The 21,773-nt window shown below is 48.8% G+C and carries 27 protein-coding genes and 1 pseudogene; 12 read left to right on the forward strand and 16 right to left on the reverse strand.

The window, feature by feature from the left end; genetic code table 11:
• Positions 1–7: 7 nt before the first annotated feature.
• The 5 genes from NC796_RS21715 to NC796_RS21735 form a co-directional block, all read right to left on the reverse strand.
• Positions 8–1,822 (reverse strand): PAS domain-containing protein, encoded by a 1,815-nt coding sequence (locus NC796_RS21715; protein ID WP_310687695.1) that lies wholly within the window; start codon positions 1,820–1,822, stop codon positions 8–10.
• Between the two features lie 7 nt (positions 1,823–1,829).
• Complete coding sequence (locus NC796_RS21720) at positions 1,830–2,459, reverse strand: SpoIIE family protein phosphatase (RefSeq protein WP_310687697.1); 630 nt, start codon at positions 2,457–2,459, stop codon at positions 1,830–1,832.
• Positions 2,449–2,901, reverse strand: a complete 453-nt coding sequence (locus NC796_RS21725; RefSeq protein ID WP_310687699.1) for an anti-sigma regulatory factor — start codon at positions 2,899–2,901, stop codon at positions 2,449–2,451. Before NC796_RS21725 ends, NC796_RS21720 begins: the two co-directional genes overlap by 11 nt.
• A gap of 163 nt (positions 2,902–3,064) precedes the next feature.
• The gene (locus NC796_RS21730; protein ID WP_310687701.1) at positions 3,065–3,430 is read right to left on the reverse strand and encodes an STAS domain-containing protein; all 366 of its coding nucleotides are present in this window, start codon (positions 3,428–3,430) and stop codon (positions 3,065–3,067) included.
• A gap of 11 nt (positions 3,431–3,441) precedes the next feature.
• Positions 3,442–4,380 carry an STAS domain-containing protein gene (locus tag NC796_RS21735; RefSeq protein ID WP_310687703.1) on the reverse strand — a complete coding sequence of 313 codons (939 nt, stop codon included), beginning with the start codon at positions 4,378–4,380 and terminating at the stop codon, positions 3,442–3,444.
• A gap of 262 nt (positions 4,381–4,642) precedes the next feature.
• Here NC796_RS21735 and NC796_RS21740 point away from each other — a divergent pair, with 262 nt between their 5' ends.
• On the forward strand, positions 4,643–5,689 hold the full coding sequence (locus NC796_RS21740) for a nucleoside hydrolase (RefSeq protein ID WP_310687705.1): 1,047 nt from the start codon (positions 4,643–4,645) through the stop codon (positions 5,687–5,689).
• 31 nt (positions 5,690–5,720) lie between these two features.
• On the opposite strand, the gene NC796_RS21745 is transcribed toward NC796_RS21740, so the two are convergent.
• A complete protein-coding gene (locus NC796_RS21745; RefSeq protein WP_310687707.1) occupies positions 5,721–6,350 on the reverse strand; it encodes a metalloregulator ArsR/SmtB family transcription factor in 630 nt (209 codons plus the stop codon).
• Positions 6,351–6,576: 226 nt separating this feature from the next.
• Between NC796_RS21745 and NC796_RS21750 the strand changes: the two genes are divergently transcribed.
• Genes NC796_RS21750 through NC796_RS21770 form a run of 5 tightly spaced genes read left to right on the forward strand, consistent with a single transcriptional unit; the run spans position 6,577 to position 10,206 of the window.
• Positions 6,577–7,188, forward strand: a complete 612-nt coding sequence (locus tag NC796_RS21750) for a superoxide dismutase (RefSeq protein ID WP_310687709.1) — start codon at positions 6,577–6,579, stop codon at positions 7,186–7,188.
• 10 nt (positions 7,189–7,198) lie between these two features.
• A complete protein-coding gene (locus NC796_RS21755) occupies positions 7,199–7,549 on the forward strand; it encodes an antibiotic biosynthesis monooxygenase (RefSeq protein WP_310687711.1) in 351 nt (116 codons plus the stop codon).
• A gap of 7 nt (positions 7,550–7,556) precedes the next feature.
• Positions 7,557–8,132, forward strand: a complete 576-nt coding sequence (locus NC796_RS21760; protein ID WP_310687713.1) for an NAD(P)H-dependent oxidoreductase — start codon at positions 7,557–7,559, stop codon at positions 8,130–8,132.
• Complete coding sequence (locus NC796_RS21765) at positions 8,129–8,971, forward strand: arylamine N-acetyltransferase (RefSeq protein ID WP_310687715.1); 843 nt, start codon at positions 8,129–8,131, stop codon at positions 8,969–8,971. The genes NC796_RS21760 and NC796_RS21765 overlap by 4 nt, the downstream gene beginning before the upstream one ends.
• Positions 8,968–10,206 carry an MFS transporter gene (locus NC796_RS21770; RefSeq protein WP_310687717.1) on the forward strand — a complete coding sequence of 413 codons (1,239 nt, stop codon included), beginning with the start codon at positions 8,968–8,970 and terminating at the stop codon, positions 10,204–10,206. The genes NC796_RS21765 and NC796_RS21770 overlap by 4 nt, the downstream gene beginning before the upstream one ends.
• 12 nt (positions 10,207–10,218) lie before the next feature.
• Here NC796_RS21770 and NC796_RS21775 read toward each other — a convergent pair whose 3' ends face one another.
• The 5 genes and pseudogenes from NC796_RS21775 to NC796_RS21795 form a co-directional block, all read right to left on the reverse strand.
• A complete protein-coding gene (locus NC796_RS21775) occupies positions 10,219–10,788 on the reverse strand; it encodes an ATP-dependent Clp protease proteolytic subunit (protein WP_310687719.1) in 570 nt (189 codons plus the stop codon).
• A 220-nt stretch (positions 10,789–11,008) separates the two neighbouring features.
• The gene (locus NC796_RS21780; protein ID WP_310687721.1) at positions 11,009–11,206 is read right to left on the reverse strand and encodes a tautomerase family protein; all 198 of its coding nucleotides are present in this window, start codon (positions 11,204–11,206) and stop codon (positions 11,009–11,011) included.
• A 48-nt stretch (positions 11,207–11,254) separates the two neighbouring features.
• Positions 11,255–11,842 (reverse strand): TetR family transcriptional regulator, encoded by a 588-nt coding sequence (locus NC796_RS21785; protein WP_310687723.1) that lies wholly within the window; start codon positions 11,840–11,842, stop codon positions 11,255–11,257.
• 15 nt (positions 11,843–11,857) lie between these two features.
• Positions 11,858–12,825, reverse strand: a pseudogene (locus tag NC796_RS21790) (aldo/keto reductase).
• Positions 12,826–13,018: 193 nt separating this feature from the next.
• Positions 13,019–13,504, reverse strand: a complete 486-nt coding sequence (locus tag NC796_RS21795; RefSeq protein ID WP_310687724.1) for a helix-turn-helix domain-containing protein — start codon at positions 13,502–13,504, stop codon at positions 13,019–13,021.
• Positions 13,505–13,782: 278 nt separating this feature from the next.
• Between NC796_RS21795 and NC796_RS21800 the strand changes: the two genes are divergently transcribed.
• The 3 genes from NC796_RS21800 to NC796_RS21810 are packed head-to-tail and all read left to right on the forward strand — an operon-like array spanning position 13,783 to position 15,696.
• Positions 13,783–14,118, forward strand: coding sequence for a metalloregulator ArsR/SmtB family transcription factor (locus NC796_RS21800; RefSeq protein WP_310687726.1), 336 nt, complete (start codon positions 13,783–13,785; stop codon positions 14,116–14,118).
• A gap of 1 nt (position 14,119) precedes the next feature.
• Positions 14,120–15,025, forward strand: a complete 906-nt coding sequence (locus NC796_RS21805) for an arsenite methyltransferase (RefSeq protein WP_310687728.1) — start codon at positions 14,120–14,122, stop codon at positions 15,023–15,025.
• Between the two features lie 59 nt (positions 15,026–15,084).
• Positions 15,085–15,696, forward strand: a complete 612-nt coding sequence (locus NC796_RS21810) for a protein-tyrosine-phosphatase (protein ID WP_310687730.1) — start codon at positions 15,085–15,087, stop codon at positions 15,694–15,696.
• Between the two features lie 54 nt (positions 15,697–15,750).
• Here the strand turns inward: NC796_RS21810 and NC796_RS21815 are convergent, their stop codons facing one another.
• The 4 genes from NC796_RS21815 to NC796_RS21825 all read right to left on the reverse strand — a co-directional run bounded on the left by NC796_RS21815 (position 15,751) and on the right by NC796_RS21825 (position 17,793).
• Positions 15,751–16,350 (reverse strand): anthrone oxygenase family protein, encoded by a 600-nt coding sequence (locus NC796_RS21815; protein ID WP_310687732.1) that lies wholly within the window; start codon positions 16,348–16,350, stop codon positions 15,751–15,753.
• 70 nt (positions 16,351–16,420) lie between these two features.
• Positions 16,421–16,657, reverse strand: coding sequence for an NAD(P)H-binding protein (locus tag NC796_RS26895; RefSeq protein ID WP_409070402.1), 237 nt, complete (start codon positions 16,655–16,657; stop codon positions 16,421–16,423).
• Positions 16,596–16,847 (reverse strand): NAD(P)-binding oxidoreductase, encoded by a 252-nt coding sequence (locus NC796_RS21820; protein ID WP_310687734.1) that lies wholly within the window; start codon positions 16,845–16,847, stop codon positions 16,596–16,598. Before NC796_RS21820 ends, NC796_RS26895 begins: the two co-directional genes overlap by 62 nt.
• A gap of 97 nt (positions 16,848–16,944) precedes the next feature.
• Positions 16,945–17,793, reverse strand: coding sequence for an AraC family transcriptional regulator (locus NC796_RS21825; protein ID WP_310687736.1), 849 nt, complete (start codon positions 17,791–17,793; stop codon positions 16,945–16,947).
• A 178-nt stretch (positions 17,794–17,971) separates the two neighbouring features.
• Between NC796_RS21825 and NC796_RS21830 the strand changes: the two genes are divergently transcribed.
• The 3 genes from NC796_RS21830 (at position 17,972) to NC796_RS21840 (ending at position 20,527) form a co-directional block, all read left to right on the forward strand.
• Entirely contained in the window at positions 17,972–19,006 is a 1,035-nt protein-coding gene (locus tag NC796_RS21830) for an aldo/keto reductase (RefSeq protein ID WP_409070403.1), read from the forward strand.
• Positions 19,007–19,165: 159 nt separating this feature from the next.
• The gene (locus tag NC796_RS21835; RefSeq protein WP_310687741.1) at positions 19,166–20,095 is read left to right on the forward strand and encodes an NAD-dependent epimerase/dehydratase family protein; all 930 of its coding nucleotides are present in this window, start codon (positions 19,166–19,168) and stop codon (positions 20,093–20,095) included.
• A gap of 66 nt (positions 20,096–20,161) precedes the next feature.
• Positions 20,162–20,527, forward strand: coding sequence for a winged helix-turn-helix transcriptional regulator (locus tag NC796_RS21840; RefSeq protein ID WP_310687742.1), 366 nt, complete (start codon positions 20,162–20,164; stop codon positions 20,525–20,527).
• A gap of 9 nt (positions 20,528–20,536) precedes the next feature.
• Here NC796_RS21840 and NC796_RS21845 read toward each other — a convergent pair whose 3' ends face one another.
• Positions 20,537–21,355 carry a helix-turn-helix domain-containing protein gene (locus tag NC796_RS21845; RefSeq protein WP_310687744.1) on the reverse strand — a complete coding sequence of 273 codons (819 nt, stop codon included), beginning with the start codon at positions 21,353–21,355 and terminating at the stop codon, positions 20,537–20,539.
• Between the last annotated feature and the right edge of the window lie 418 nt (positions 21,356–21,773).

Below are 21,773 nucleotides of genomic sequence, written 5' to 3' on the forward strand. Positions count from 1 at the left end.
TTTCAGTTTAATCCCTTTTGTCGAGGGGTATTTGCAGCATTACTTTTGTCTGTTCGTTCTCCTTTCCCTCAATGCGGACTGTGCCACCCAGCAGCTGGGTGCGTTCGCGCATGCCGATCAGTCCCAGCGAGGCAGAAGCTTCCCGCTGTTCCTCAGTAATACCAATGCCGTTGTCTCTCACAACCAGCACAAGGCACTCATCTTCGATATCCAGCCTGATGTCCACTTTACTTGCCTGTGCGTGGCGGATAATATTGGTAAGCGTCTCCTGGAAAATGCGGAATATGATCGTTGACTGCTCTTCATCCAGCATATTGGGATTCGAAATATTGCTGTTGAAATTGACTCTTAGGCCACTGCGCTCGGCAAACTCCTGCGCCTGCCACTCAATAGCATCTTTCAATCCCAGGTCGTCCAGCACTTCCGGACGAAGCTCGGCGGTTATCCGTTGTACCGATGAGATGATGGTATTGATACGTTTCAGAATATTTTGGGTCTCGCGCTCGAGGAAATCCATGATCTCCGGGTCTATTTTCTTCTTTAATTCCCCCGAAAGCATTGAGATGTCCATTTTCAAGACGGTCAGCATCTGGCCCAGCTCATCGTGAACCTCCCGGGCTATCCGAGTTCGTTCCTCTTCCCGGGCCCGTTCAATGCGTGCGGAAAGCCTGCGGAGCCGATTACTGTATTCCCGGAGCTTCTGTTCCCTCTCTTTTTGCTCTGTGATATCCTGCCCGGTCCCTATCAGCCTTACAACCTGGCCTTTGCCATCGGTAATGACCTGTCCCCGCCCCAGCAGTTTTCGCTCTTCCCCGTCACTGCCCCGGATAATCCTGTGCTCAAAAGCAAATGGCTGTTTAAGTTCAAGGGCCCTCGTTACCTCACGCTCGATACGGTCTCTATCCTCGGGATGGACATGCTCCAAAAATGTCTCGTAGGTATGGTTGAAACTAGTCGGGTCAATTCCATAAATCCGGCACATTTCGTCAGACCAGCTTAGGCCGTCCTCCTCTCCGGGTCGCCACTCCCAGCTACCTACTTTGGCAATCCGTTGCGCCTCAGAAAGCTGGGCTTCATTTTCTCGTAGTTGTTTAATCGCCCGTTTACGCTCCGTAACGTCACGAGAATTGACTATAATGCGGGTGCCATCCTCATCGCTGACATGCTTGGCAATGCTCTCGAGAAATACCCAGTATCCATCCCTGTGCTTAAACCGAAACTCTTCAGAGCGTATCCTGTCAGGTTCAGCCAGGAGTTCATCAAAAATATTTTTTACCCGATCCAAATCCCGGGGATGTAAATACTGGAACGTGTCTCGGCCCAGCAACTCACTCTTTCCGTACCCCAGGATTCTTCTGATGGATGGGCTTGTATAACGGATAATGCCCTTGCCATCCAGCACCGTTATCACATCCTGGGCATGTTCGATAAGGGATTGAAAGTGATCTTTGCTTCGCTGCAGCTCCTTATCAACTTCTTTCCTGTTTTGAATCTCCTCCTTGAGCTGCTCGTTTTTTTTGTTGAGGTCCTCTATCAGATCCTGGTAGCTTCGGAGTTTCACTTCAAATGGGGCAAGGCACTCCACCAGGTAGACTGAGGATCGTTCCAATATTTCACAGTCGTTACCTCCGTTTCTATCCCGCAGGATATCTTTAAGTACAACATGATACATTTCGATGATCGCAAGTTCACTGAATCCATCCTTCAGAGCCTGGCGGCCGAGCTCATAGGCATCTGTCAAGCTCGCTTCATTTTTGTCGGAAAGGTACGTTTTCAGTCCTGCACGGAATATATCTCTGAATTTTTTAGCTTCAGTCTCCATTTTTCAATCAATTGTATCGGAAAATAAACAACAGTGCATCATCGGTCTGTTTAAAGCAGTTGCCGGCTATCTTACCAACGGTTTCTTCAGCATCAATGTGGTTTTCAAAATAACCCAAATAGCTGGATTCAACTCCGTCGGTAGTAAAAACGATTAGATCACCAATAGATACAGGGACAATCGAAGCCCGGGGAGACGGCAATTTATAACCCACTACGCCCGCCCTCAGGGTAATAGCCTCAAGATAGTTTAACTTCTCCTTCCCGGGCCTTAGCAATATGCCTTCTACATTGCCCACACCCGTCCAGGTTAAGGTATCCTCTTCGGAATCTATGACGCCCAGGCTAAGTACGACGCCCCGTGTGTAGCGAAGGTGCTTGTGGCATCGTTTAAGCAAAGAGATAATCGATTCTCCTTCTTTGAAGGTCTGCAGCAGCTCCATTGCTTGTGTGCTGGCTTCGGCCGCCCGGATTCCGTGTCCAAGCCCATCCACAACACCAAATAAAATTTGGTTGCCAATCTGCCTTATTAAAGCCTGGTCACCACAGACAGCTTCATCCCGTTTGGGAGATTTCGCAGACCACCATTCGCCAAACGACAACTGTCCTGATTCCATTTCTATCCGGTCAAAACTCATGGTTTTTTAGCCATTTACTCATCGTGACAGTTGTTCCATTCCCTATTTTCGAATTAATCTGGAACTCATCCATGATGCGCTTGGCGCCGGGCAAACCAAGCCCCATGCCCCGGCCGGTGGAAAAGCCTTCCTGCAGTGCTTTCTCCACATCCTCTATTCCGGGACCGGTATCGGTGACGGTAATGGTCATTCCCTTTGTTTTCAGCTGGGCGACCGGTTCTATGCGCACTTCACCGCTACCGGCATATTCCAGGACATTCCGGCATACTTCGGACAGGGCCGTTGCAATCAGCGTCCGGTCATTGCTTTGAAACCCTATTTTTTCACCCAGCTTTCGTCCAAAATCTCGTATTGTAACCAGGTCTCTGTCAGAATTAATCACAAAACGCTGCCCTTCGAGCGGGGTTTCTTTCTTTTTCATTTCCGATGAGTGATCTGCCATGGCTGCTGCTAGTGTGGTGCTACCAATACCGCAAACTACATCATTCCCAAATAATTAAGTACTCCTATGCACATTAAATTTTGCAAAGAGGGTGGGCAACTGAATAGTCCATTTGGAGAGATATCTAGCTTGTTATCATTAGAAAAAAGCACAGGTGGGAACATTAATTATTCTTTGGTTGATTATAGTCATCCAGTAGTGCCAATCCCTCTTCCAAATCCAGGGCCGTTTCAAGGTGTCCCAGTGTTAATCCCAGCTGAACCATCGCCAGAGCAACATCCGGCTGAATGCCGGCCACAACGGTGGGCGCTCCTCTTAGTTTTATCATCTGTGCGATATCCCGAAGAATACGGGTAGCAAAGGAATCCATTACATCAAGTACAGTCACATCAATGATGACACCCTTTGCTCTAACTTTGGACACTTTGTCGACGAGGTTGTCGCGTAGTTTCAGAAGCTCATCATCGCTCAGTGAAGATTGAACCGAGGCAATCAGGTAATCACCCTGTTTTAAAATTGGCACCCTCATAATAATCGCCGTTACCCTTGAGCCTTGGCCGGGTCTACCTGCTGCACCCGGTATCCCAGTTTGCGTTCTGCTTCTTCAATACCGCCCTGCAGATCACCGACGGTAATAATTTTAGTCAGATCCACACCGATGGTCACCAGTGTCTGGGCGATCTCCGAGGAAAGGCCGGTTACAATAACACTGGCTCCCAAAAGGCGGGTGGCGTCCACTGTTTGCACCAGGTGATTGGCGACCTTCTCATCCATCGTGGGCACACCTGTGATATCGATCACCACCACCTTGGCGCGGTTCCTGCGAATGGCTTGCAGCAGCTGTTCGGTGAGCTGCTGGGCACGCTTCGGATCGATGATGCCGATGATGGGGAGAATGAGCAGGCGTTCACGAACCTGCAATACCGGTGTGGAAAGCTCCCGGATCGCCTCCTGCTGCTCGCGGATTACCCGCTCCCGCTCCTGTACAAATCCCACCGCCACAGTGTTGGCGATACGGTTGGCAGCCGGCTCGTAAGCATCCAGGATACGGTTAAGCTTGTCAAAATCATCGCGGTATTTGGCAAACAGTGAGCGGGCAAGCACGTCTCGCAGCAACAATACGATGCCAACGACTTCATGCGTCTCCACTCCCCTGGGAATAATGCGTTCCGAAAGGTTACGGGCATAGGACTGCAGGGCCTCATAGGTTCCCGTCTCAAGTGCTTCTACATAGTTATCATAAACCGAGGTTGCTTCCGCCAGGATTTCTTCCTTGGTCATTGCGGTCAGCAGCTCAGCTTCCTGTATCCTGCGCGCCCACTCCTCGCGAAGCTCGCTTCTTTTTTGCCTCAAATGAGCCACCAGCTCTTTCAGCAAAGAGGCCGTCGACTCATCCGGGGGCTGGCCGGGAATGTGTGGATACTTTTTCCCTTTTGCCACATTTGTTTTGTTTTCTTGCTCTTCATTCTGTGATGCCATATAGCGTAGCCTGTTGTTTGCATATTCATCTTCATACCAATTACTACAGAGTATATAAAACGGTTTCTGAAAAAGAAGTAGCGAGAATTACGAAATATTCGTAGCTCTTTTTATTACAGCAGAGCTTGATGCAGGGAGGAAAGACGACAGAGGTGTTACCAATAGGTCACCACAAGAAGGATATTTCTTCTCTTTGGAGGTTGCACTATTTATTTCAAGATTACACGAACAAAATAAACTACAGAATTATAGGTTAACGGCCATGAAATTTTACATCAGGTATGAAGCGATGCAATGGGGAATATTATTTTTAGGGTTATTTATTTTCAGTAGCACCATGGGCTGTAGTTCCGACCAATATAATCGACAAGCGACAGGTCATAACCTGCAAGTCCAGTCTCCAAAACGGATTCTGTTTGATTCAGATACCAACAACGAGATCGATGATCAGCATGCACTGGCTTGCCTGTTGTTCAACCAGGATATCTTTGATATAGAGGGAATTACCGTTAATTCGACCAAGGAACCGAGTGTGGACCTGGATTATGCCGAGGCCGAGAGGATACTGAAGCTCAGCAAGTCTTATAGTGAGATCCCATTGCACAAAGGAGCAGATGGCACCTTTAACGAAATAAGGGGACAGATAGACCAACCCGGTTTTGAAGGATCCGAGGCGGTTAACTTTATTATTGAGCAGTCGATGGCCGCTGAAGAAGAGCTTATTCTCCTGGCTGTCGGGAAGCTTACAAACATTGCGCTGGCCCTGGAGAAAGAGCCCGCGATCGCCTCAAAGGCCCGGCTGGTCTGGCTGGGATCAAATTACCCCGAACCCGGGGAACATAATCAAAACGCGGATACCACAGCGATGAACTACCTGCTGAATTCGGATCTGCCCTTCGATATGGTGACGGTGCGCTACGGTAAACCCTCGGGCACCGATGCCGTTAAGGTGACAAAAGCACAAATCCTGCAGCGCATGCCCGGCAAAGGTCCTCATATATCGGAACCGGTCGAGGGGCGGCACGGTGGATTGTTCAATAATTTCGGCGATTACTCGGTGAACCTGTTTGAAAATTACCAGATGGATGGGGATCCGCCTTCCCGTCCACTGTTTGACATGGCGGCGGTGGCGATTGTCAAGAATCCTGAATGGGCGGAATCAAAGCAGATTCCTGGCCCCGTGTACATTGAAGGGGAGTGGGTGGAGCGTCCCGAAAATCAACGAATGATTACCATCTGGGAAAACTTTCATATTTACAGCATCATGCATGATTTTTTCCAAACCATGGAAAATCCGCAGATGGAGTGAAATGAACAGTAGTTCTGATGAATAGAGGTTCTCAATCTTTCGTAATGCGGTAGGCACACCGGCGGGCGCCCTTAATGATATGCTCCTCTCGCTCAACATTAACATCATCACCCAATACCTCTTGGAAGATATTAAGTTCCGCCCGACAGAATCCCTGGCAGGTCTGGGCAGCGGAACAGATCGGGCAGTGATTCTCCACAAACAGGTAGCCCTCGTCGTCTTTCTCGTATTCAGCCATGTAGCCTTCCCGGCTGCGGATCTCAGTCAGGCGGGCCACCTTGTCCTCCAGGCTGTTGCACTCCTCCAGCTCCCGTGTGTACTGCTTTAGTGTTCGGTTTTCGTTGGCTTCCACCACTTTTTGCAGGGCCTCTTCGCCGAGCGACTCCCGCATCATGGCGATGAGATTGACTGCGAGCTCACCGTGCATATCGGGAAACCGGGCGTTCCCCTTGTCTGTAAGGGACCAGATTTTTTTAGGTCGCCCGCGACCCTTGGCTTCACTTCGGGATTCTACAAGTCCCTCTTTCTCTAACTTCAGCAGGTGGAACCGGGCCCCTTCTTTGGTAACATCCATCTCCTTGGCGATTGCAGACAGGGGCTGCGGTCCACGGGTTTTCAGGATCCAAACAGCTCGCTCATTGGCCGGCACTTCTTTTTCCATAATAAACAAAGCATTTAATTGGTCTAATCACCCCAACATACTGAATTCCTTTCTATAAATAAATTCCTGAAGTTACAAAAAGCCTTTCTCGCAGCCCAGATTCACTTTTTAATTATCTATCGGTTTGATAAAAACTAATTATACAAATAAACCAAGTGTTTATTTTGTTTATTAATTCATTTTTCTAACTTGGTATCGAATCGAAACCGACAAAACAAACAGAACCATGAGCTATCAACTTCAAACACTTTCATTCGAATACGATGCACTGGAACCATTTATTGACGCCCAGACGATGGAAATTCATCACACCAAACATCACCAGGGATATGTCAGCAAGTTCAACAACGCTATAGAAGGGACAGAATACGAGGATTCATCGATCGAAGAGATCCTCGCATCCGCATCCGAACTGCCGCCCGACATCCGGAACAACGGCGGCGGGCATTACAACCACAGCCTGTTCTGGAATATCCTGAGCCCAAACGGTGGAGCAACCCCCGAGGGTGAACTGGCCGATGCCATCAACAGCACCTTTGATTCCTTTGATGGGTTTAAAGATCAGTTTACACAGGAAGCGGGCTCCCGGTTCGGCTCTGGATGGGCCTGGCTGGTTGTGACTGGTGACAATCAGCTGGCGTTTACTTCTACCCCCAACCAGGATAATCCTTTGATGGATGTAACTGATGTACAGGGCACCCCCATTCTGGGCATTGACGTGTGGGAACACGCCTACTACCTCAATTACCAGAACAAGCGCGGTGCCTACATCGATGCGTTCTGGAATGTGGTGAACTGGGATGCGGTAGCTGAAAATTACCGTAAAGCTAAAGTGTAACGGTTTCGCCATGAGTACACAGTCAAATAACCACGATAACAGGCCGATATTCATCAACAGGTTTATCGTCCCCGGGCAGGCAAAAGAAGAATTTGTCGAACGGTTGCATATCAACCAGGACTATATCAAAAACCTGCCCGGCTTTGTTGAGGACCGTGCCTATCAGCGCACGGATGAAGACGGAAATCTGGTCTGCATAACAGTAGCCGTGTGGGAGGACGAGGAGTCGCTGTCCAACGCCAAGGAAGCAGTTAAGGAGGAATACCAGCGACAGGGGTTCGATCCCGCCGAATTCTTCCAGCAAAACGATATCACGGCTGAACGAGGAATTTTTACCAAGATAACTTCAACTTTAAAATAACAGCAATATGAAAGTCGCAATCTTATTGGGCAGCGTTCGTATGGGCAGACAAACCCATAAGGCTGCTTACTATCTCAAAAATGAACTCATCAACCGTAACATAGAAACCGACCTGATCGATCTGGCAGAAGACTCCTTGCCGATTCTCAGAGAACGGGCCGGGCATCATCCCGATCCACCGGAGAATGCGCTGCAGATTGGCGAGCGGCTGGATGACGCCGACGCCCTCCTTTTGGTCACCCCCGAATATCACGGCAGTATCTCGGGCGTGCTTAAAAATGCCATCGATTACTACTGGAGCGAATTCAAGAAAAAGCCGATTGGCGTTGTTACGGCTTCGGCTGGCTCATTTGGAGGGATTAACGCTTCGCATCATCTGCAGGAGATCATTTTGAGTATCGGGGCGTATCCCATGCCAATGAAACTGTTGGTCTCCGGCGTAGGAAATGCGTTTGATGACTCATTTGAGCCTCAACACGACGATATTGTCAAGTCGACCGACAAGTTCCTGGATGAATTCCTCTGGTTTGCCGATGCGATTCACCAGAAAAAAATAAATGCTTACGACGAGGAGGCCGCATGAGTTCTGCAATAGACCTGGACGCCTATTTTGCACGCATTGGATATGAAGGGGCTCGCGAAGCGAATGAACGTACGCTTCGGACCCTTCATGAGCACCACACGCAGGCAATTCCCTTCGAAAATCTCAATCCCCTGCTGGGATTGCCGGTAAAACTGGACCTGGATTCCCTGGAGCAAAAAATGGTGCATCAAAACCGGGGCGGGTATTGCTTTGAGCAGAACCTCCTGTTCAAGCATGTGTTGGAGGCGATCGGATTTTCCGTAAAAGGTCTGGCGGCCCGTATTCGCTGGAATCTCCCGGACGGTCGAATCACGCCGCGGGGACACATGCTCCTGCTGATCAACCTGGATGGGAAAAACTATCTTGCCGACACCGGCTTTGGCGGACTCACACTTACGGATCCGCTGTTGCTGGAGCCGGACAAGATCCAGGAAACCACGCATGAATCCTACCGCCTGATCAAAGAAGATGGTTTGTACATTGAACAGGCACTGGTACGCGGGGAGTGGAAATCGACCTACAGCTTTGACCTGCAGGAGCAGTTTCTGCCGGACTACGAAGTCAGCAGCTGGTACTTGTCCAATAAGCCTGACTCCCATTTTGTAACCGGGCTTATTGCCGCGCGTCCTGATGTGGAGAAGAATCTCCGGTATGCACTTCACAATAACAAGCTTTCGGTTCACCACCTGGATGGAGAAACCGAAAAGCGACGGCTTGATACGCCGGCTGAAATCCGCGAGGTGCTCGAAACCTATTTCCAGCTTACGCTGCCCGGGGGAAACGAGCTGGATGAGAAGTTACAGCAGGTTATAAATTCAGAAAAGGAAACCACCTCATGAATACAAGCAGATTTAGCACGCGTGCTACACTATTGCTGGTAAGCAGCCTGACAGTGATGGCAGGAGCTACTATCGCGCCGGCACTACCATCCATGCAGGCGCATTTCAGCGGTGTGGAAAATATCAGTTTTTGGGTGCGACTGGTGCTTACCCTCCCGGCACTTCTTATTGTAATGTCGGCTCCATTTTCAGGGATGATCGTTGACCGCTGGGGACGGTTAAAGCTGCTCATGCCATCGCTGATTCTTTACGGGCTGGCAGGGAGTTCCGGTTTCTACCTTGAGTCGCTGGGTGGCATCCTGGCCGGACGGGCCCTGCTTGGCGTGGCGGTTGCGGGTGTTATGACCAGTGCCACTACTCTTATTGCCGATTATTACCAGGGGCCGCAGCGTTCGCAATTTATGGGGTGGCAGGCTGCATTCATGAGTTTTGGCGGCGTGCTTTTCCTGACTGCGGGCGGCGGTCTGGCAGAAATAAGCTGGCGCTGGCCGTTTGCTATCTACCTTTTTTCCATTATCCTGATTCCGATGGCACTTTTTGCACTGCCTGATCCAGATACTAACGAGAATAGCAGTCAGGATACTGCTGAGAAGTCGAAGCAACTCCCCACAAAACTACTAGGCTTTATCTACGGAGTTGGTCTGTTCGGGATGATTATTTTCTATCTTGTCCCGATCCAGATCCCGTTTTACCTGGAAGCACTGGTCAACGCCGGTCCCACCGCCAGCGGAATGGCTATCGCCGTGTCCACGCTTTTCGGCATGGTTACTTCACTCTCTTATGGCAGGATCAGGGCGCGGATGGGATACCTCTCCATTCTTGCGCTCAACTTCGGGTTGATGGGCATGGGCTACTTGGTAATTGGGCTTGCAGACAGCTACGTGGTTGTAGTCGCTGGACTTGCCATCTGCGGTCTCGGCATGGGGCTGATGATTCCCAATTTTAATGTGTGGCTGACTTCTGAAGTACCCAAGTCCGCCAGGGGACGTGCTGTGGGCGGCTTGACGACCGCCATTTTTCTCGGGCAATTTTTATCTCCACTGGCCAGCGAACCCGCAATGCACTTTATCGATCTTGGAATGTTATTCCATGGTGCCGGATTCCTGTTGCTGGTTTTCGTCACGTTGCTAATCGTATTCCGCCAACCCATTCTTTCTTTTGTGATGCCGCAAGTGCACCATGCACCGATAAAAACATCGTCAGATACGATAGCCACCACTCCCGAAGCAGAGTGAATAAAATGGATATCACGTCACTTCAGAAATACGTTGGATAATCGATCCTACCAAACCGTATTCTTTTGCTTCTTTGGCGGTCAGCCAAAAGTTACGCTGCGTATCTTCTTCAATTTGTTCGATCGGTTTTCCAGTAGCCTCTGCTAAAATCTGGTTCAGGCGGCGACGCATCTTTACGATCTCTTCCGCTTCTATGGCGATATCGCTGCCGCTACCCTGCACGCCTCCACTAGGCTGATGTAGCAAAAACCGGGTGTTGGGCAGGCAGTATCGGTCTTCTTTGGGGACAGCCACATAAATGAGAGCGCCGGCACTGGCCACCCAGCCGTTGCCAACGATGCGGACGCGAGAATCCACAAATCGGATGGCATCGTAGATAGCATGGCCGGAATCCACATGCCCACCCTGCGAGTGGATGAACAGGGTGATCGGCTCATCTGACTCAGCGGAAAGCGCCAGCAACTGGCCGGTAACTTCTCCCACTAATTCTTGTGTAATCTGGCCATTGATAATGATAATACGTGACTTAAAGAGTCGATCGGCTATGGTTTTTTGTAATGGTGTTTTATCGTTTGAATCCATAATAACATGCTCTTGTTTATTGATGACACAGGTAAGTTAAAAAATGGAACAGTCGATGTATTGTAAAATATTGCGCTAATGAGTAATGAAGAAGACGTTAGTCGCATAACTGCGATATCAGCGGACTACATAAATTCCCGCGGATGGTGCAGATGAGGACGTAATTAATTCTGCAATAAGATTCAGTCCACTTGGAAAGTGGACCACACCAATAAAAATTCTAGCCTATAATTTCTCCACCCACGGCATAGCCTCCCTCAGTAGTTTCACGGATTTGTACATTGACGAACTCTTTTATCTGCTCATCCTTCTCTTCGTCATAAAATTGCGCCACTGAATCAGTAAGATGCTCAATGAATTTTGTTTTTTCTGATCGGTTGAGGTCGTTTTTGGGTACGGTTAATTGAACTGTCGGCATAATGATAGAATAGTTTGGGTTAATTATACTGAATATTAGATTAAAAGATCATTCTGTTGATTTATATGACTGTAGCAGCTGACGAATAATCTGGTCGAGTATTGCCGTTCGGTCTTGATCCATATGTTCTGAAACCAATATTGGGTGATGGAATGAAAGCGTGGCGTTCCAGAACAGTTGCATCACTTTTTCGGCGTTATCGAAGTGAAGCGTGCCTTCATCAGCGCCCTGGTTTAGAATCGATGTAACCTGTGACTGAATGATATTTATATGACGATCAACCGTGTCTGCACTGGTCTTTGCCACATCTTCGAACGTTTCGTAAAGATACGGATCATCGGCCAGCTTGGACTTTTTAAGCCGGTGAAGCTCCTGGAAAAGGTCGTACATCTTTTGCTCCGCAGGTTTATCGGATTGTACTACCTCATCAAGACTATTTTCGATGCGTACCAGCCAGCGCTCGGTTACCGCTTCCAGCAGGTCGGCCCGGCTGGAAAAAAACTGGTAGACATACGCATGGCTAAATCCACAAGCTTTGGCCACATCCACCACGCGGGTCTTTTCGGGACCAAATTGGCGCAGACACTGCTCCGCGTTATCAATTATCTTGTCATGGACATCCTCTTTTGGGCTCATCGGGAATTTTGCAGTTCATGTTTCGCTGTCCAGCAGCTTCATTTGTTCAGATGGATACCGCTCACCTGCAACCTGATCCGCAGGAACCGCCTGCTCAACACGCCTGAGTTCATCATCGCTTAGGGTAATTTCGAGCGCACCGAGCGACTCCTCCAGCCGGTTGCGGGTACGAGCGCCCACTAAAGGTACGATATCATCGCCCTGAGCCAAAACCCATGCGGTGGCAAGCTGCGCGCGGGACACCCCCTTATTTCACCAAGTTGTTCTACTATGCGCATATTTTGTTCTAGGTTGTCGCCGGAAAAACGGGGCAGGTGACTCCGAAAATCCTCTGCCTTTTTCCACTTTCCGGCCAGCAGTCCACGAGACAGCACGCCATACGCGCTGAGGCCTATCCCCAGCTGCCGCAACGTGGGCAGGATTTCCTCCTCAACCGTGCGGCTCATCAGCGAATATTCCATTTGCACCATGCTCACCGGGTGCTCAGCATGTGCTTTCCGGATGGTATCGGCCCCCGCTTCCGAGAGGCCTAAGTACTTCACATAGCCTTGGTCAATCATGTCAGAGATTGCTCCCACGGTTTCTTGAATGGGTACGTTGGGGTCCACGCGGGCGGGCTGGTAAAGGTCGATATGGTCTACGCCAAGCCGGTTAAGCGTGTATGTAAGAAAGTTTTTGACGGAAGAAGGACTGTTGTCGATACCGATAAATGAGCCATCCGGGGCACGCTTGGGACCAAACTTAACGGCAATAAACATCTCATCACGACGCTCCTCGGCCACCTCGCGTATCAGCATCTCGTTGTGCCCCATCCCGTAGAAATCACCGGTGTCGGTCCAGTTGATGCCGGCGTCCAGCGCTTTGTGGATCGTGGCAAGGCTTTCCTGTTTATCAGCAGGCCCATAAAAGTCTGACATGCCCATGCATCCTAATCCTATTCTGCTTAAACGAATATTCTGCGATCCAATTGAATTAATTTCCATAAATATTAATTACAAATTACAATTATTGTAATTTGTAATTAATAAAACGATTGAATCGCTTCTTGTCAACAAACAGTGCGTAATCCAAAACCATCAATTTTAGATTAGGAAGAGGTTATTCAGTAGATCGGGAGACTGGACGACACATTTAAGTGCCTATTCCGGAGAAGATTCTAAAAGAGCTTAAAGCAACCTAATTCCTGTTGGCAAAATTTTCTTCCTGGTATCCTTTTGGGGTGCGGCCAAGCTTCTCTCGAAACACTTTGTTCAGATGACTCTGATCATAAAAACCGGTCTCAATGGCTACCTGTCCCGGCGACATTCCCTGTTCCAGCAGCTGTTTTGCTTTTGCTATCCGCCGAGTGAGCAGGTATTTCCAGGGCGTCGTTTCCATCTCTTTTCGAAATCGGCGGATCAGCTGGTATTTGCTCAACTGGACACTTTCGGCCAGCTGCCCAAGACTCAGCTCTTCGTTGAGATGCTCTTCCATATACAGGATCACCCTGCCTACCCTGGGCGAACGCACCGTTACCGGCAACTTGATCCGATTCTTGCTTGGTTCACTTTCAGCAACAATTGGTTGCCGCGAATGGTGTATACCGGACCAAGTCAACAAAGATTTAAGTGATTTAAGGAATAACCGGTAGGATGTACTGGGAGATGTCTTTTTATCAAGCATAATATCCAAATTTGGTTAGGTAGAATTTTAAGAAGATTTCCCGACTATTTCTTCACTCCACTGGATTAATCCTTCCGGTAAATGGCAAAACTATGATGCTGAAGAAGATAAATGGTTGGGCTGGCAAGCACTTGAATAAAACCGACATCTATTTAGGAAGTTATGGTATTTTGAGTTCCAATATCATATTAAGCTGACTTTTTAGGAAACAGATCTATTGACAAGAAGATAGTTTAGTCCTATATTAATCGTAAATTTACGATAATCAATTAAGCGTTATGGCCATCACAAAGGCAAAACTATTTGAACCCAATCAAAAACGAACGGCAGAGCTGATGAAAGCCCTCGGGCACCCTGCACGAATTGCCATAATTGAGCTACTGGCTGAACGCAACACCTGTATCTGTGGAGATATCACAGATGAGTTACCGCTGGCCCAATCCACCGTCTCCCAGCACCTGAAAGCCCTGAAGACCGCTGGCATTATCAAGGGAGAAATTGATGGGGTGCGCGTATGTTACTGCCTGGATGAAAAAGGGATCAAAGAAATTGAAGAGCTTTTTTCACCACTTGTTCAGAATTTGACAACTGCAATCAAAAACAACTGCTGCTGATATGAGTACCAAAAAACAAACCGACGAAGAGCTAAAAGAAACTGTCAAAGCTAAATACAATCAGATTAGCGGACAATCAAAAGACTATAACACCAGCTCATGCTGTGGGTCCGGCGAAGCGTCTGATGAAGTTTACAATATTATGAATGACGACTATAGTTCTGTCGAAGGCTATAACAAGGATGCTGACCTGGGACTTGGTTGCGGACTTCCTACCGAGTTCGCTCACATCAGCGAAGGCGACACCGTCATCGACCTGGGATCGGGTGCCGGGAACGACTGCTTTGTGGCACGCCACGAGACCGGTCCGACCGGCAAGGTACTGGGTATCGATTTTGCCGAGTCCATGATCACTAAAGCCCGCAAGAATGCCGAAAAGTTAAGCTTCAACAATGTAGAATTCCGCTACGGAGATATTGAGGATATGCCGGTTTCCGATAACTTGGCCGATGTAATCGTCAGCAACTGTGTGCTCAATTTAGTGCCGAACAAGCAAAAAGTGTTCTCTGAAATACTCCGTGTGCTCAAGCCGGGCGGCCATTTCAGTATCTCCGACATTGTGCTGGTGGGCGATCTTCCCGAAGCTTTGCGCGAAGACGCCGAAATGTATGCCGGCTGCGTAGCGGGAGCTATCCAGAAAGAAGACTACCTCGGGTATATTAAAGAGCAGGGTTTTGAAAATATCACCCTTCAAAAAGAAAAGACGATTGTGATCCCCGACGATATTCTGGATAAATATCTTTCTGAACAGGAGATAGAAGACTTTAAAAATGGCTCTACGGGCATCTACAGCATCACGGTTTTTGCCCAGAAACCGGGAGCTGAGGACAACTCTTTCAAGGAATTAGAAATGGTTGGGGGAGAGCAATCTGGCCCAGCATGCACGCCTGGCTCCGGCTGCTGCTAACTCTCAGGAAAGCCATAAGACATCATCCCACAATCCAAGCTGAATTATGAACTGATAATATGAATAATAACTTGCAGGGGTACCTCAACAACCTGAAAACAGAAGTATCCCAAATCCCCGGGGAGCGAAAAGAAAAACTTTCCGAACTATCGGAATCCGTCAGGAAGCGCCTGAACAATGACAAACTGGCGAAACTTACCTTCATCTGTACCCACAATAGCCGTCGAAGTCACCTGTGCCAGATATGGGCAGCTACCATGGCAGATCATTGGGGCCTGGGGGGCATCGAAACCTATTCCGGTGGTACTGAGGCGACGGCGTTTAATCCCCGGGCGGTGGAAGCGATCAGACGTGCAGGATTTACCGTAGAGAACCCGGGCGGCGACAATCCCCATTACAAGGTATTCTATGACGAGGGCGAAGAGCCGCTCGTCTGTTATTCCAAAACGTTTGATGATGCGGCCAATCCCAACCAGGATTTTGTGGCAGTGATGACCTGCTCAGATGCCGACCAGAATTGCCCCGTCGTTCCCGGAGCTGCTTTTCGAATAACGATCACATATGAGGATCCCAAACAGGCCGATGGCACCCCGCAGGAAGAGCAGGTGTATGACGAGCGTTGCAGGCAAATTGCTGCCGAAATGTATTACATGCTTTCCCGGCTGAACTGACCAATCGCAGTTAAAAATAAATTTTACCTAAGTGAAATGGAGTGTTTTACTTAATCAATAAAGCGCTGCAATAAATAACGCCATTGCCAAAAGCGTCATCACCGTCCGCAGGTGATTCCAGCTCGTCCATCTATTAACGTAACTTTCCCAATGAGATGCTGCTCCCGGGTCGGAAGGGATTACCGTGGCGAGCGCATTATTCATGGGCACGTGGATGATTAGAGTTGTCAGCAATCCACCAACCAGGTAGAACGCACCGCCTGCAATCAGGTAGATGGAGCTTGGTCCCTGCCAATGGAGGAAGGTAGAAATCATCACTAACACGCAGAACACCGGCGTGCCCCAGAAGACAAGGACAAACACGGGATTGAGAATCGCACGATTGATGGCCTGCATAGCTGTAATGCCTACGCCGGACCGGAGTTCAGCAAGTGCTTTCATAATGCTGCAAGAAAAAACAAAAAAGAGTCCTGCCATGAGGCCACTGCCTAATGACGCTAAAAGGGTTATTAGGGAAAGTAGGTGGTCGAGGGAAATCATCAATACAGATAGATTTAGCAGTTTATAGTTTGGGTAAAATTTGCCCAGATATCTGTGCCTTCTATAGCGCGGGAAATCTTCAATTCCATGCCATTTTTCTGCCGGAAAACCCATGCTTGTAGTTGCCGGTTCGCGGACCATCCGTAAAGCCCCCGGACGGACAATAGTCCACTCCAGGTTGCTTTCATGGATGTACTGCTCTTGTTTCCTGTGATCGGCAAAACACTTTACGCAGAATAATGCCAAACATGATGTACTTCCAGAAGAAGTTAAGGTTGCCGCAGCTCTCACCCACGCCCAACATGGAGAGGCAGATCAACCGGCGAAGACCATGGGTTTGCATCGCCCGGATAATATTTTTAGTTCCTTCTGACCGGACAGTGCCTTTTGCTGCCGCCCCCCAATGCAATAAAAACAGCATTGTGATTGGGCACGGCCTTTTCTACCTCATCATAATTCAATACATCACCTTCTACAATCTTTAGGCTTGGATGTGAATCCAATGATGATGCCGATCGGGAAAAAGCGGTTACCTGGTGACCTTTTTCAAGCGCCTGCTCAACAATCTGGCTACCGATGCTGCCGGTAGCACCAAAATCCAGTAGTTTCATTAGTGGTATAATTTGGGTTTATATCTCTGATTTGTAACAAGATATTCACCCCAGTAATCTTGGAATAGAATAAAACCGACATCTTTTTTTAGAATCGCTAATCTTCTTGCCCCGTTTCCATCCGGTAATCAGAGGGACTTTCACCGGCGTGCTTCTTGAAAAACTTGTTCAGGTGACTGGCATCAAAGAAACCGAAATCAGCGGCAATCTGCTTCAGTGAGTCTCTGCTGTAGCGGAGCCGTTGCTCAATCAGCTTGTACCGGTATTCCGAAATATAACCGCTCAGTGTTACGCCTGTATTACGTTTGAAAAAGGAGCCAATATAATTGGGAGAGAGGTAGAACTCCTCGGCAATCTTCTTTCCGCTCAATGCATCGGGATCGTGAATATTGCACTCAATATAGTAGAGGATCGATTCAATTTTGGAAGTATCATCCTCTTCAAAATTTTGATAAGGCTGCGGCTGATTGCGCTTGATTAGCGTCAGTATAACGGAAAAGAGTTGAAAAATAATCTCCCGGTACCTGGCTGAAGACCGGCGGCACTCTCCTGATATCATCTCCATCAGGTTCCGGGTCATTCCTATGTCTTCGGCAGAATTAAGCAAACTACTGTGGGATACCAGTGATTTCCGAAGCAGCAGATCGACCTCACGGTTCCAGTGCTCTGGTACCTGGAGTTTGTTGTTGGAAACATACAGTTGTGTGAACTTGAAGTAGATAAAACGGGTCATTCGATCGACCCTGAATTCATGGGAATCCTCCGGACGGAGCAGGAAAAGATCCCCGTCCTTGTAAGTCATCTCGTGATCATCGACGATATGCTTTCCGCTCCCATGCATGATGAAGATAATCTCAAAATGGTTGTGTCGGTGCTTGAGATGGTCCCAGTGGTCGGTCTCGAAATCTTCAATCATGAAGGGCTCAAACTGTACGTATCGCTCCATGTTCCTGCCTGTTTACAAAATGATATCAAAATTATACAACGACCAGCCCGGCGCCTCTCCGTTTATTGATAGCACCAAATACAAGCTCGTCGAGGCCTCTGATTTCAAAAGAAGCCTTCATCTGAGTAACAAATTATCAATCAAAAACTACACAAAAATGGATACACAATCTGACAACATGGAGTATCGAAATCTTGGAGCATCGGGACTGAAGGTGCCCGCTCTCAGCTTTGGTGCAGGAACGTTTGGGGGCCGGGGACCGCTGTTCAGCCACTGGGGCGACACCGACGTTGAGGAAGCCCGCCGGATGATCGACATCTGCCTGGAAGCGGGCGTAACCCTGTTCGACACTGCCGATGTCTATTCCAATGGGGCTTCGGAGGAGGTCCTGGGCGAAGCCATCAAGGGAAGGCGGAATCAGCTGATGATCTCCACCAAAACCACCCTGCCCATGGGTGACGGTCCCTATGATTCCGGGTCGTCGCGCGCCCGCCTGCTCCGCGCCGTGGATGCCTCGCTGCAGCGCCTGCAAACCGACTACATCGACCTGCTGCAGATCCACGCCTTTGATGCATCAACGCCGATAGAAGAGGTGCTTGCCACGCTTAATGATCTCGTGCGAGCCGGGAAGGTACGCTATGTAGGAGTCTCCAACTTTTCGGGCTGGCAGCTGATGAAATCGCTTGCCATCTCAGAGAGATACGGCTACCCGCGCTATGTGGCGAACCAGACCTACTACTCGCTGGTGGGCCGCGATTACGAGTGGGAGCTGATGCCGCTGGGGCAGGACCAGGGCGTGGGAGCGATGGTATGGAGTCCGCTGGGCTGGGGTCGGCTGACCGGCAAAATCCGACGCAACCAACCGTTGCCTGAAAAAAGCCGACTGCACGAAACTGCCGATCTCGGTCCTCCCGTTGACGAAGAGCACCTGTACGACGTGGTCGATGTCCTTGATGAAATTGCGGAAGAAACCGGGAAGTCGATCCCACAAATTGCCATCAACTGGCTGCTGCAGCGGCCGACGGTTTCCTCCGTGATCATTGGTGCACGAAATGAAGAACAGCTGCTCGACAACCTCGGGGCGGTCGGCTGGAACCTCACCTCAGATCAAATGTCCCGGCTGGATGAGGTCAGCGAGAAAACGGCGGCCTATCCCTACTGGCCGTATCGCCGACAAGAGGGGTTTCAGCAACTTAATCCACCCGCTGTCTGATCCAAAATAACGATCTTCTTACTATTGAGAGACGCCCTGAGCCTATCCCAAAGGGGAGATTAAGAATAGGTTAACTCGCTGTAACAGTCGTGATAAAGCAATACATTAAGGTTTGTAAAGGCGAATAAAATCGAATCTTTAAAAAGTACTCATTGAAGAATGCAAACGATACTTGGAGCAGGTGGAGCCGTAGGAAGAGCGTTGGCCAAAGAACTTACCGAATTTACCGGTGAAATCAGGTTGGTGAGTCGCAGCCCGGAGAAAGTGAACCCTTCCGACCAGCTGGTTTCGGCGGATTTGTTGAATCTTTCCGATACCCGCAAATCGGTTGCCGGGGCTTCTGTGGCATACCTTACGGCAGGACTTCGATATGATCTGGATGTGTGGCAGGAAAGCTGGCCCAAAATCATGCAGAATGTGATTACTGCTTGCAATGAACACGATTGCAAGCTGGTTTTCTTCGACAATATCTACATGTATGATGAAAACTATTTGGATGGAATGGATGAGGAAACCCCGGTGAATCCACCCAGCAAGAAAGGAGAAATCAGGGCCCGAATTGCCAGAATGCTTATGGAGGCCGTTGACGCAGGCGAACTGACGGCGCTGATAGCCCGTTCGGCCGACTTCTATGGTCCCAATATCAAAGACACCAGCATGCTGACGGAAACGGTGATAAACCCCCTGCGCGAGGGAAAGAAGGCAAACTGGCTTGGATCAGCGGATGTCAAACACTCCTTTACCTATGTGCCGGACGCAGCCAAAGCAACGGCATTGCTGGGAAACACGGAAGACGCCTACAATCAAATATGGCACTTGCCGACGGCCGGAGATCCTCCCACCGGCAAAGAATGGATCGAAGCTATCGCAAATGAACTGGGCGTAAAACCGAAATATCGTACAGCCCCGAAATTTGTGGTGAGATTAATCGGACTATTTGACTCTGTCATGAGCGAAATCGTTGAAATGTACTACCAATACGACCGGGATTACGTCTTCAACAGCACCAAATTTGAAAAGCGTTTTGATTTCGCTCCAACTCCGTATGTGGAAGGAATCCGGGAAACGGTTAAAGCAGAAAGGAATTAAGAAAAATAGCTCAACTTCAAAATGTTTTACACAATGGGTAATCTTTAAATTTATAGGAATAAATCTATGCGAAAACAAACCTCAACCAACTGGATTAATGAGAAAAAGATTACAGCGAACTGTGGGATGGGGTATACGCTGAGGCTGATTGGCGGACGGTGGAAAGCCGGCATCTTATGGGCACTGCTGGATAGCGGGAGATCACGGTTCAGTGAAATTAGAGATCAGCTTTCCGGCGTTTCGGAACGGATGCTGGCCAAGCAGCTGGGTGAACTTGAGGAAGATCAGCTAATAAACCGCATTGTGTACCCGGAAGTGCCGCCGCGTGTGGAATATGAGCTCACAGAATTGGGGCATTCCATGGAGCCGATGCTGCAACAAATGTCGGACTGGGGAGAGATGCACCGGGAAGAGACTGCAGACCAGGCTTAGTGACCAGGTCTAACTAAACGCCATATTCCATTCGCGGTGCCGGCAAATGAACGAGACATCCCCTTTGTCGTAGGCACCGGGATTCAGTCCCGCAAATTCATTAAAATCGCGGATAAAATGTGACTGGTCGGCATAGCCGTTGTCAAAAGCCACATCCGAGAGCTGTTGGTACTGGTGGCTGCGCACCTGCTGCAGTGCCGACTGAAACCGGATAATGCGGGAAAAAAGCTTCGGTGTCACGCCGACCTGCTGCTTAAACCGCCGCTGAAATTGTCGCTCGGAGAGTTGTAGCTCGCTGTGTATACTCTGAATCGGAATATTGCCCCTTGACTCATTTATTTGCCGTATGCTGCTCATGACGGGCTTGTCGTCAACAAACGTATTTTGGGCGATCTGTTCGGTAAGAAAAGAGCATAAAAGCTCAATTTTACCTTTCGTTTTCCAGGCGTAACACAATCTTTCATACAAATCAGGCTGGACCAGGTCCAGGTCCACGATCTCATCCATAAATTCGTCAGCATCGTACCCAAAAATGGTTTTCAGTGCATAGGAATAAAGGTTCACCCCGATGGTATAGGTTTTACCGAATGAGCAGAGGATGCCGTGCCGGGTCGTTTGTCCATATAAAAACAGGTTGGGAAGCGGCTCCGAGATAACCGCCCCATGTGCATACCTGGAGTTGCTCTGCTGAAAGATAATTCCGGGACAACCATCGGCCACAATACGAAAGGCTACCGATTCAGCGGAATCTGCGTCGGCCTCGGCAATCCAGAAAAAACGGATCACATGTTGCAGGTGCTTCGGAGGGGTTATTTCTCGATATTTCATCTATAAAAAATGTTGATGGTGAGAGAAATCAGGTAATAAATTATAATATAACAGCCGGATTAAAACTGCAATAGCCAGGCAAGCTTTCAGGATCTGCTGAAAAATTGGATGTCGCCTTTTTCTAATAAAAAATAACGGGATTTTAAGATATTTGATGTCAGATTAATTTATGACAGGTTGGTTTTAAAACTATCAGTCATCCGGACCTGATCCGGGATCTCGTGGGGATTGAGGAATCGTTGATGATATCTAAAGCCAGGTCAACGGATATTAACTTTGCCAGATCCTGAAACAAGTTCAGGCTTTATGTTAAAAAAAGGGGACCATCCCCTGGATTCGTCTTACATTCTTTCCTGTAATCCTGTTTAACAAATCAGAGGAGGTCCTCATGTCTCGCCTGCAATCTACGAAACTTGAT

The sequence above is a fragment of the Aliifodinibius sp. S!AR15-10 genome (genome assembly GCF_031569985.1).
In the GTDB taxonomy this organism is placed as follows: Bacteria; Bacteroidota; Rhodothermia; order Balneolales; family Balneolaceae; genus JAMQKA01.

Excerpts from the sequence above, each read along its gene's own strand:
- NC796_RS21715 (WP_310687695.1), bottom strand. The coding sequence starts at position 1,822 with ATGGAGACTGAAGCTAAAAAATTCAGAGATATATTCCGTGCAGGACTG.
- NC796_RS21720 (WP_310687697.1), bottom strand. The coding sequence starts at position 2,459 with ATGAGTTTTGACCGGATAGAAATGGAATCAGGACAGTTGTCGTTTGGC.
- NC796_RS21725 (WP_310687699.1), bottom strand. The coding sequence starts at position 2,901 with ATGGCAGATCACTCATCGGAAATGAAAAAGAAAGAAACCCCGCTCGAA.
- NC796_RS21730 (WP_310687701.1), bottom strand. The coding sequence starts at position 3,430 with ATGAGGGTGCCAATTTTAAAACAGGGTGATTACCTGATTGCCTCGGTT.
- NC796_RS21735 (WP_310687703.1), bottom strand. The coding sequence starts at position 4,380 with ATGGCATCACAGAATGAAGAGCAAGAAAACAAAACAAATGTGGCAAAA.
- NC796_RS21740 (WP_310687705.1), top strand. The coding sequence starts at position 4,643 with ATGAAATTTTACATCAGGTATGAAGCGATGCAATGGGGAATATTATTT.
- NC796_RS21745 (WP_310687707.1), bottom strand. The coding sequence starts at position 6,350 with ATGGAAAAAGAAGTGCCGGCCAATGAGCGAGCTGTTTGGATCCTGAAA.
- NC796_RS21750 (WP_310687709.1), top strand. The coding sequence starts at position 6,577 with ATGAGCTATCAACTTCAAACACTTTCATTCGAATACGATGCACTGGAA.
- NC796_RS21755 (WP_310687711.1), top strand. The coding sequence starts at position 7,199 with ATGAGTACACAGTCAAATAACCACGATAACAGGCCGATATTCATCAAC.
- NC796_RS21760 (WP_310687713.1), top strand. The coding sequence starts at position 7,557 with ATGAAAGTCGCAATCTTATTGGGCAGCGTTCGTATGGGCAGACAAACC.
- NC796_RS21765 (WP_310687715.1), top strand. The coding sequence starts at position 8,129 with ATGAGTTCTGCAATAGACCTGGACGCCTATTTTGCACGCATTGGATAT.
- NC796_RS21770 (WP_310687717.1), top strand. The coding sequence starts at position 8,968 with ATGAATACAAGCAGATTTAGCACGCGTGCTACACTATTGCTGGTAAGC.
- NC796_RS21775 (WP_310687719.1), bottom strand. The coding sequence starts at position 10,788 with ATGGATTCAAACGATAAAACACCATTACAAAAAACCATAGCCGATCGA.
- NC796_RS21780 (WP_310687721.1), bottom strand. The coding sequence starts at position 11,206 with ATGCCGACAGTTCAATTAACCGTACCCAAAAACGACCTCAACCGATCA.
- NC796_RS21785 (WP_310687723.1), bottom strand. The coding sequence starts at position 11,842 with ATGAGCCCAAAAGAGGATGTCCATGACAAGATAATTGATAACGCGGAG.
- NC796_RS21795 (WP_310687724.1), bottom strand. The coding sequence starts at position 13,504 with ATGCTTGATAAAAAGACATCTCCCAGTACATCCTACCGGTTATTCCTT.
- NC796_RS21800 (WP_310687726.1), top strand. The coding sequence starts at position 13,783 with ATGGCCATCACAAAGGCAAAACTATTTGAACCCAATCAAAAACGAACG.
- NC796_RS21805 (WP_310687728.1), top strand. The coding sequence starts at position 14,120 with ATGAGTACCAAAAAACAAACCGACGAAGAGCTAAAAGAAACTGTCAAA.
- NC796_RS21810 (WP_310687730.1), top strand. The coding sequence starts at position 15,085 with ATGAATAATAACTTGCAGGGGTACCTCAACAACCTGAAAACAGAAGTA.
- NC796_RS21815 (WP_310687732.1), bottom strand. The coding sequence starts at position 16,350 with ATGGGTTTTCCGGCAGAAAAATGGCATGGAATTGAAGATTTCCCGCGC.
- NC796_RS26895 (WP_409070402.1), bottom strand. The coding sequence starts at position 16,657 with ATGCTGTTTTTATTGCATTGGGGGGCGGCAGCAAAAGGCACTGTCCGG.
- NC796_RS21820 (WP_310687734.1), bottom strand. The coding sequence starts at position 16,847 with ATGAAACTACTGGATTTTGGTGCTACCGGCAGCATCGGTAGCCAGATT.
- NC796_RS21825 (WP_310687736.1), bottom strand. The coding sequence starts at position 17,793 with ATGGAGCGATACGTACAGTTTGAGCCCTTCATGATTGAAGATTTCGAG.
- NC796_RS21830 (WP_409070403.1), top strand. The coding sequence starts at position 17,972 with ATGGAGTATCGAAATCTTGGAGCATCGGGACTGAAGGTGCCCGCTCTC.
- NC796_RS21835 (WP_310687741.1), top strand. The coding sequence starts at position 19,166 with ATGCAAACGATACTTGGAGCAGGTGGAGCCGTAGGAAGAGCGTTGGCC.
- NC796_RS21840 (WP_310687742.1), top strand. The coding sequence starts at position 20,162 with ATGCGAAAACAAACCTCAACCAACTGGATTAATGAGAAAAAGATTACA.
- NC796_RS21845 (WP_310687744.1), bottom strand. The coding sequence starts at position 21,355 with ATGAAATATCGAGAAATAACCCCTCCGAAGCACCTGCAACATGTGATC.